Genomic DNA, 8,002 nt, shown 5'->3' on the forward strand with positions numbered 1-8,002 from the left:
TCCATTGGGGTGGCTTTTTTTAATGAATATTACAATTAACTATTAAAGAATAGTTGATTATTGCAGGTAATACTGTTAAAAAAGCATTTTTGAAAGCTATAAATTAGTTAAAACTTATAATTTTTTTGAACTTTGAAAACAAATGCAATCTATTAAAAACCATAAACAAGGGTAAAAAAAGTAACAAATTAGTCTTTGAAAACAAATGTTTATTTTTTGCATTATTGGTAAGGTGTTAATTAATTCAGAAGGCGTAGTTTGTAGTTAATTGTATGTGGCTTAAATCAAAGGCTTAGGCTTAGGGTGGTGGTATCAATTAAAATGTTAGCAGCTATAATTGGAATTAGTATGCAAGTAAGTAATAACTTACGCAAAACTTCGGCAGTTGTAGTATTAAAGGCTTAGCAATAAGCTTAAAAAAAATAATTGGCGGTTAAATATTGAAAAGTTATATTTGTCCGTTTTAGAAATTACACAAATTAAATTTATTTAAATAATGCAGAATAAAGGACTGATACGGGTATTTGCCATTTTATTTGGCTTGGTATGTATTTACCAATTGTCGTATACATTTATCACAAATGCAAAAGAGAGTGATGCTGAGGCGTATGCCTTTGAGAAATTTGCAGAAGGAACCAAGGATGGCGCACGATTGCGAGAAAATGCGGAAAGAAAGTATTTAGACTCTATAGGAAATGATACCATTGCTTTTGGAATTACTTATAATGCTGCAAAAAAGAAAGAATTAAATAAAGGACTTGACCTTAAAGGAGGAATCAACGTTATTCTTCAAATTTCTGTAAAAGATATTTTGAAAGGTTTGGCAAACGAATCTAAAAATCCTGCGTTTAACAAAGCGTTAGCAAATGCTGATGAAATTCAGAAAGATTCACAAGAACCTTATGTAGAGTCATTTTTTAAAGCATTTGATGCCCTGCCAGATGCTAAATTAGCATCTCCAGATATCTTTTTAACTAAAAATTTAGATGGTGTAGTTGAAGATAGTATGACTAATGATCAGGTAAAGCCTGTGATTCGTAAAAAAATTGACGAGTCTATTGTTTCTGCATTTGAGGTTTTGCGTAAACGTATTGATAAGTTTGGAGTAACACAACCTAATATTCAAAGATTAGGAAATTCTGGACGTATTTTGGTGGAATTGCCAGGCGCAAAAGATATTGAGCGTGTTACTAAATTGGTGACAAGCACCGCGCAATTGGAATTTTGGGATGTATATAAAATGGAAGAAATGATTTCTTTCATCAGTCAGGCTAATGCTTTACTACAAGCAGAAGCACCAAAAAAAGAGAAGAAAGAAGAAGCTACAACAGAAGATGCTAAAAAGGAAGAAGATAAAAAAGCGATTGATGATTTGTTAGCTGACGCTGAAGAGGAAGAAGCGAAAGAAGAAGTTGCCAATCCAATTTTTGACCTAATGGTACGTGATGCACGATCAAAAGTGTACCAAGGGGGACCAATTATTGCAACAATTGCTAAAAAAGATACGGCTAAATTTAATGCTTATTTGAATTCGCCAAAAATAAGAGCTTTACTAACCGGGCAGCAACGTTACACGCGCTTTGCTTACGGGAAAGCTGAAGATGGAAGCGAAGTTGTTGACTTGTATGCTATAAAAGCAAACAGACAAAATAAGCCTGAGCTTTCAGGTAATGTGGTTACTGATGCGCAACAAACGTATACACAAAGGGGTCAAGTGGCTGTTAGCATGCAAATGAATGGTAAAGGAGCTAAAAAATGGGCTGAAATGACTGGTAGAGCTTCTCAGCAACAAAGCCAGATTGCTATTGTACTTGACAACGTAGTATACTCTGCTCCTGGAGTAAGTAGTGGTGCAATTACAGGAGGAAGAAGTGAAATTACTGGAAACTTCGACATTCTTGAAGCAAAAGATTTAGCAAACGTATTAAGAGCAGGTAAATTACCAGCATCGGCAGATATTATTCAAAGCGAAATTGTTGGACCTTCATTAGGTCAGGAAGCGATTGATAGTGGTGTGATGTCATTTTTAATTGCACTAGCGCTAGTATTAATTTGGATGGTATTCTATTATGGAAAAGCAGGTATTTTTGCGGATATCGCTTTGGTGGTAAACATCTTATTTATTTTTGGTGTATTAGCAGGTTTAAAAGCAGTACTAACGCTTCCTGGTATTGCTGGTATTGTATTAACAATCGGTATGTCCGTGGATGCTAACGTACTTATCTTTGAGCGTATTCGCGAAGAATTGGCTAAAGGAAAATCCCAAATAGAGGCAATTAAAGATGGATTTAGTAATGCATTATCTTCAATTTTAGATGCTAACATTACTACAGGATTAACGGGTTTAATTTTATTAGTATTTGGTACAGGTCCAATTAAAGGTTTTGCGACTACTTTATTGATTGGTATTTTAACTTCATTGTTTACAGCTATTTTTATTACCCGTTTATTTATTGACGGGTATGGTAAAAACGGGAAATCATTAACTTTTTCAACAGGAATCACTAAAAATTGGTTCAGAAACTTTGACGTTGAATTTTTAAAGAAGCGTAAGCTTGCTTACGGAATATCAGGAATTTTAGTAGTAACGGGTTTAATTTCATTATTTACCCAAGGTTTAGATCAGGGAGTAGATTTTGTTGGAGGTAGAACGTATACGGTACGTTTTGCTAATGATGTTAACCCTACTGAAATAGGAAATGCTTTGGTAAAAGAATTTGGTAGTGCTGAAGCAAAAACTTTTGGTGCAGCAAACCAATTAAAAATTACTACAAAATATAAGATTGAAGAAACTGGCACTGCCGTTGATAATGAGGTTAGAGAAAAGTTGTTTACAGCATTAAAACCTTATTTGTCAGGAAATGTAAATTACAATTTGTTTACTTCTGGTAGTGATGAAAAAGTAGAAGGAATTATGTCCTCCATGAAAGTAGGGCCAACAATTGCCGATGATATCAAAAAGGCTGCATTTTGGGCCGTATTAGGTTCATTATTAGTAGTATTCTTATACATTTTACTACGTTTCCAACGTTGGCAATTTAGTTTGGGTGCTGTTGCCGCAGTATTCCATGATGTATTAATCGTGTTAGGGATCTTTTCATTATTACACAAAGTAATGCCATTTAACATGGAAATTGATCAGGCCTTTATAGCAGCAATACTAACGGTAATTGGATATTCATTAAATGATACTGTGGTTGTATTTGACCGTATACGTGAGTTTTTAAATGAACACTCGGAATGGAAATTACAACGATTGGTAGATGGTGCATTAAGTAGTACATTGAGTCGTACGTTAAACACCTCATTAACTACATTATTAGTATTGGTTGCTATCTTTATTTTTGCGGCACCACTTAGAGGGTTTATGTTTTCATTAATTATCGGTGTTATTGTAGGTACATATTCTTCATTATTTATTGCAACACCAATTATGTTTGATACGGTAAGCAAAGTAGGTTTAAAAGTTAAAGAACCAAAAACTGAAGAATTGGAAGAAGCTAAAGCTTAATTTGTGAGTTTTATTTAGAATAATTCTATTCAACTAATTTTTTAGTTAAAAGAATACTAAAAAGGGTCTTTGGGCATTTGCTCAAAGACCTTTTTTTGTAAGTTGCAGATTATGAAAAAAATCTACTTCTTAGTTTTACTGTTTTGTCTTAATGTTACATTAGGATTAGCAAAGTCAAAAAACATCGAGTTTAACGTTAGTTTGGTTAGTGTCGAAGGCAAGATGATGCTAAAAGTAAAAGCAACTTACGCAGCAAATAAATCAGGAATCACAAAATTGGAGTATAAAAATGAATTTTGGGGTGAAACCGATCTGTACAAATGTTTGCAATCAATTAAGGTATTGCATCAAGGAGCAACTGTTACCATGGATAGTGAAAACGATCAGTTAATTTTAAATCATGCTAAGGAAATTAAAAATTTGATTGTTGAATATTTAATTCAGCAAGACAATGGAGATAAAAATCTATTAGGAGCGGAATATAGACCAGTAATTAATGAAACTTACTTTTCTTTATTTGGATGGCAGCTTTTTTTATTTCCTAAACTAACCGATACACAACATAAAACTAACTTTAATATTACCATAAATTGGGAAGGTTTTTCTTCGGATTATACGATTTTAAATAGTTTTGGTGCTACCCAAAAGCAGCAAATAATATCAAATGAGACGTGTGCTGAATTTACAATGAGTAGATTCGTAGGTGGCAATTATAGATTTAAACGAAGTAAAATAAGTAATAAAAATGTTGTAATTGCAATGCATGGCGAATGGAATCATTTTAATTTACAGGATTATATTGATGCCAATACGGATATAATTGAAGCGGTGACAACTTTTTGGAATGATACTGAACGCTTGGATTATACAATTTTCCTTTCGGAAATTGAAGATCCTAAACAATCTGAGGATATTAATCGATCTACAGTAGTAGGAACTGGACTTACAAATTCGTTCAGTGCATTCGCCACTTCAAATGTAAACTTGCCTACCAAACTTTTTTGTCATGAATATTTACACAATTGGATAGGTGGGAAAATCAAGAATATAAATGAAGAAGAACAATATTGGTTTAGCGAGGGGTTTACCGAATATTATACGGTCAAATTAATGTCGAAATTTGGTATAGGAGGAAACCCCAAAACTGATTTTATTATCAAAATAAATGAGGTGATTAAAAAACATTGGCAATCAAAAGTAAATCAAGCACCCAATTCTGAAATTAGCACTGAAAGTTTTTGGAATGATACCGCCTATGAACAGCTACCATACGATCGGGGATTATTATATGCGTTTTACTTGGATCAGAAAATTTATGCCACCTCTAAAGGAAAATACAGTTTAGATAACGTGATGCATGCATTATTGACATCGGCGGTTGACAATAATAAAAAAATTACTCATAATCATTTTATAAAAACGCTCAACAAGTTTTTAAACGTCAACGTAAAAAAGGAATTTGTGGATTTTATAGAAAATGGAAATTTGATTCCTTTAGCGCGTTTCTTTAAGGCTCATAAAATTCAATTTGATCCAGAAATCAAAAAATTAAAATTGTTAGGTGTTTATTTTAAAAATGGAAATCAAATTGAGGTTATTAATAAAGATTCAAAAGCAGAAAAATCGGGTTTGAAAGAGGGCGATATTTTTGTAGATTATGACAATGATACTAAACCAGGAGCAGTTTCAAACTACAAAATCTTAAGAAATGGAAAAACTATGGTTTTTAGTATTTTGAGAGATTATGAGCTTTTTAAAATACCACAAATGGTAGTAAATGATACAAATTTAAAAAAATTAGGGATCAACTGATTTTTGGTTTTTAGTTAGCAAATGGCTTTTGTTTTATTGGCACTGCCAAAGGGTATAATAATCCGAGGCTTGCCTCGAAATTGAAAGCTTGTTTCAAACGAATGCCTCGTGGGCTTGCTCCGAGGTAGTTTACTATGATAATTCTGATTTAAAACGAGTATTTGTCCTCGGAATATTATTGGATAAACTCGAACACAATAAACTGATTAAGTTGTTCACCAAATTTGTTAAAGTTATTATCAGCAACAAGTAACAGACTATTATTTCCGTTGGAAAGTTTAGGTCCTAAGCACATCCCTTCTAAATTATCAATGCGTTTACTAGGCAATTGATTTTTAATAGTGTTTAAATTTAATAGGAGCTCTTTTTTAACAGGTACAAACGGTGTTGTTTTTAATGATTTTATTGAACTCACATCAGTAGCACCATCCATGGTGAGTAGGTATATTTTAACAACGTTGCCATTAGTTCCGTAACCACTGGTGTAGGAGCGTTCCATGGCTAAAAGTTGATGCTCATTTATTGCCAGTAATTCTACCAAACCATTAATTGCTAAGGCATCGGGGGTTTTAGGTTCAAGCCCAACTTTGTCAAGTTGGTAGGCATATTGCTTGCTGATGGATTGGGTGTTTTTATCAAAATAATTGATTCGTATTGGGGAGTTGTTTGTGGTAAAAGTTGGAATTTCACCATCAGTAACTAGCGGTAGCTCCATAGCAAACCAATATCCTTTAGCTTGGTAATCTAGGCTTAGCCCTTCTAAGCTACCATTGGGGATACTTTGCTGGTAGTTCGTAATTTTTTGAATAGGATTACTTATTAAGGTTTCTGGATGAGTTTCAAATAATGTTGGCGCAATGCCTACGGACAAAGCACCTTCTGATGTCCATACAAATCGATTAATATCCCTATCAAATCGAATGGATTCCCCATCAATAGTTCTAGCTTGAAATGCATTTCCAGTGCTATCCAAAAGTTCGTTCATTTTTATAACTTCTACGGAAGTAAAAGCAGTATTGGTGTAATTCAATTCCAATTCATAAAAGCGAATGGGATCTCTTGAGTCATCCGATATAGCGTACCAGGTGTTATTTGCATAGTCAATTCCCGATAATCCGCCAACCTGGGTGCTGTCAAAAACAGAGTTGGCCTTAATAAGCTGTTCACCAATTAAAGTTAACTGCGGTGAAACGGCAATTTTGTTTTGATTTTCGGAATTTTGACAACTAATGCTGCTGATTAATGCAAAAAATATTATTGTAGGAAGAAAAAACCTAAAAAGCGAATTATTCATGAGTTACTTATTGATTTCATAGCTAAAAAACAATTTAAAAAAATTAAATTTATGCAATGTTAATTAAAGGTAAACTATGTTCCGTTTTATGGGTATTTTAGGCATGATCGTGCTGTTGGGTGTTGCGTATTTATTAAGTAATAACCGAAAAAAGATAGATTTTAAAATTGTATTGAAGGGTGCGCTACTACAAATTGCTTTTGCCTTACTTATTTTAAAAACTCCTATTGGACTGCCGTTTTTTAATTTTTTTGATGCAGCCATAAAAAAATTACTGGCTTTTGCGGATAAAGGCGGAGACTTTTTATTCGCTTCCTTTATTACAGGTCAAGTAGAGTCGCCAATAATCAATTTTGCTGTACGTGTATTGCCAACGATTATTTTCTTTTCTGCCTTAATGAGTTTATTATATCACCTAAAAGTGATGCAGTTTGTAGTAAAAGGTTTGTCTAAATTGATGCAGAAATTATTAGGTACCAGTGGGAGTGAAACCTTAAGTGTGGTGGGAAGTATTTTTGTAGGGCAAACCGAAGCGCCACTTTTGGTAAAACCTTACGTAAAGTCAATGACAAAATCAGAGTTAATGACCGTAATGGTTGGTGGTTTTGCCACGGTAGCAGGTGGTGTTATGGCTATTTATGTAAAAATGTTGGATAATGTACCTGGCATTGCAGGTCATTTAATGGCTGCCTCAATTATGAGTGCGCCTGCGGCTATTGTGATTGCTAAAATTATTTTTCCTGAAACGGCTAAGTCCGAAACAAAGGATTCGGCAGAAATTTCAACAAGTGATTCAGATAGTAATGCCATTGAAGCGGTGGCTGATGGTGCTGTTGATGGGTTAAAATTAGCAGCAAATATAGCCGCAATGTTAATTGCTATTGTAGGAATGGTGGCGTTAATTGATGGTTTGTTGAGTTTAGCAGATACATCTATGGCGCAAATTTTTGGATTCTTTTTTAAGCCTTTGGCATTTATAATGGGAATTCCATGGTCCGAAGCCGGAGCTTTTGGAACTTTATTAGGTGAAAAAATAGCGTTGACTGAATTAATTGCCTATAAGGATTTAGGCGTTATGCTAAAAAATAATGAGATTTCAAACAGAACTGCTCAAATAGCCAGTTATGCGTTATGTGGTTTTGCTAATTTCGCTTCCATAGGAATACAAATAGGAGGAATATCAGGAATAGCACCCAACAGAAAAAAAGATGTGGCTAAATTGGCTATGAAAGCCATGCTAGGAGGCGCATTAGCAAGTTGGATGACGGCCTGTATTGCAGGAATATTATTATAAAAAAATTAGTTATTATTATTATTAATTAATTAATTTATTACTACTACTACTACACACACACACACACACACACACACACACACACACACAC

General features: G+C 33.8%; 4 protein-coding genes. 3 read left to right on the forward strand and 1 reads right to left on the reverse strand.

The window, feature by feature from the left end:
• The first annotated feature begins 496 nt into the window (after positions 1-496).
• Together secDF and GMC_RS0102735 are read left to right on the forward strand one after the other, a co-directional pair.
• The gene (gene secDF, locus GMC_RS0102730; RefSeq protein ID WP_010520691.1) at positions 497-3,511 is read left to right on the forward strand and encodes a protein translocase subunit SecDF; all 3,015 of its coding nucleotides are present in this window, start codon (positions 497-499) and stop codon (positions 3,509-3,511) included.
• Positions 3,512-3,622: 111 nt separating this feature from the next.
• Positions 3,623-5,323, forward strand: coding sequence for a M1 family aminopeptidase (locus tag GMC_RS0102735; protein WP_138940548.1), 1,701 nt, complete (start codon positions 3,623-3,625; stop codon positions 5,321-5,323).
• 175 nt (positions 5,324-5,498) lie between these two features.
• Here the strand turns inward: GMC_RS0102735 and GMC_RS0102740 are convergent, their stop codons facing one another.
• Positions 5,499-6,617 (reverse strand): esterase-like activity of phytase family protein, encoded by a 1,119-nt coding sequence (locus GMC_RS0102740; protein ID WP_010520693.1) that lies wholly within the window; start codon positions 6,615-6,617, stop codon positions 5,499-5,501.
• 76 nt (positions 6,618-6,693) lie between these two features.
• On the opposite strand from GMC_RS0102740, the gene GMC_RS0102745 reads away from it, so the two are divergent.
• Positions 6,694-7,911: a NupC/NupG family nucleoside CNT transporter gene (locus tag GMC_RS0102745; protein WP_029489566.1), complete on the forward strand. Its 1,218-nt coding sequence runs from the start codon at positions 6,694-6,696 to the stop codon at positions 7,909-7,911.
• Positions 7,912-8,002: the final 91 nt, after the last annotated feature.

It is taken from the genome of Aquimarina agarivorans, assembly GCF_000218485.1.
Lineage (GTDB): Bacteria > Bacteroidota > Bacteroidia > Flavobacteriales > Flavobacteriaceae > Aquimarina > Aquimarina agarivorans.

Bases quoted from the DNA above. Each gene is read 5' to 3' on its own strand.
- GMC_RS0102740 (WP_010520693.1), bottom strand. From the start codon at position 6,617: ATGAATAATTCGCTTTTTAGGTTTTTTCTTCCTACAATAATATTTTTT.
- GMC_RS0102735 (WP_138940548.1), top strand. From the start codon at position 3,623: ATGAAAAAAATCTACTTCTTAGTTTTACTGTTTTGTCTTAATGTTACA.
- GMC_RS0102745 (WP_029489566.1), top strand. From the start codon at position 6,694: ATGTTCCGTTTTATGGGTATTTTAGGCATGATCGTGCTGTTGGGTGTT.
- secDF (WP_010520691.1), top strand. From the start codon at position 497: ATGCAGAATAAAGGACTGATACGGGTATTTGCCATTTTATTTGGCTTG.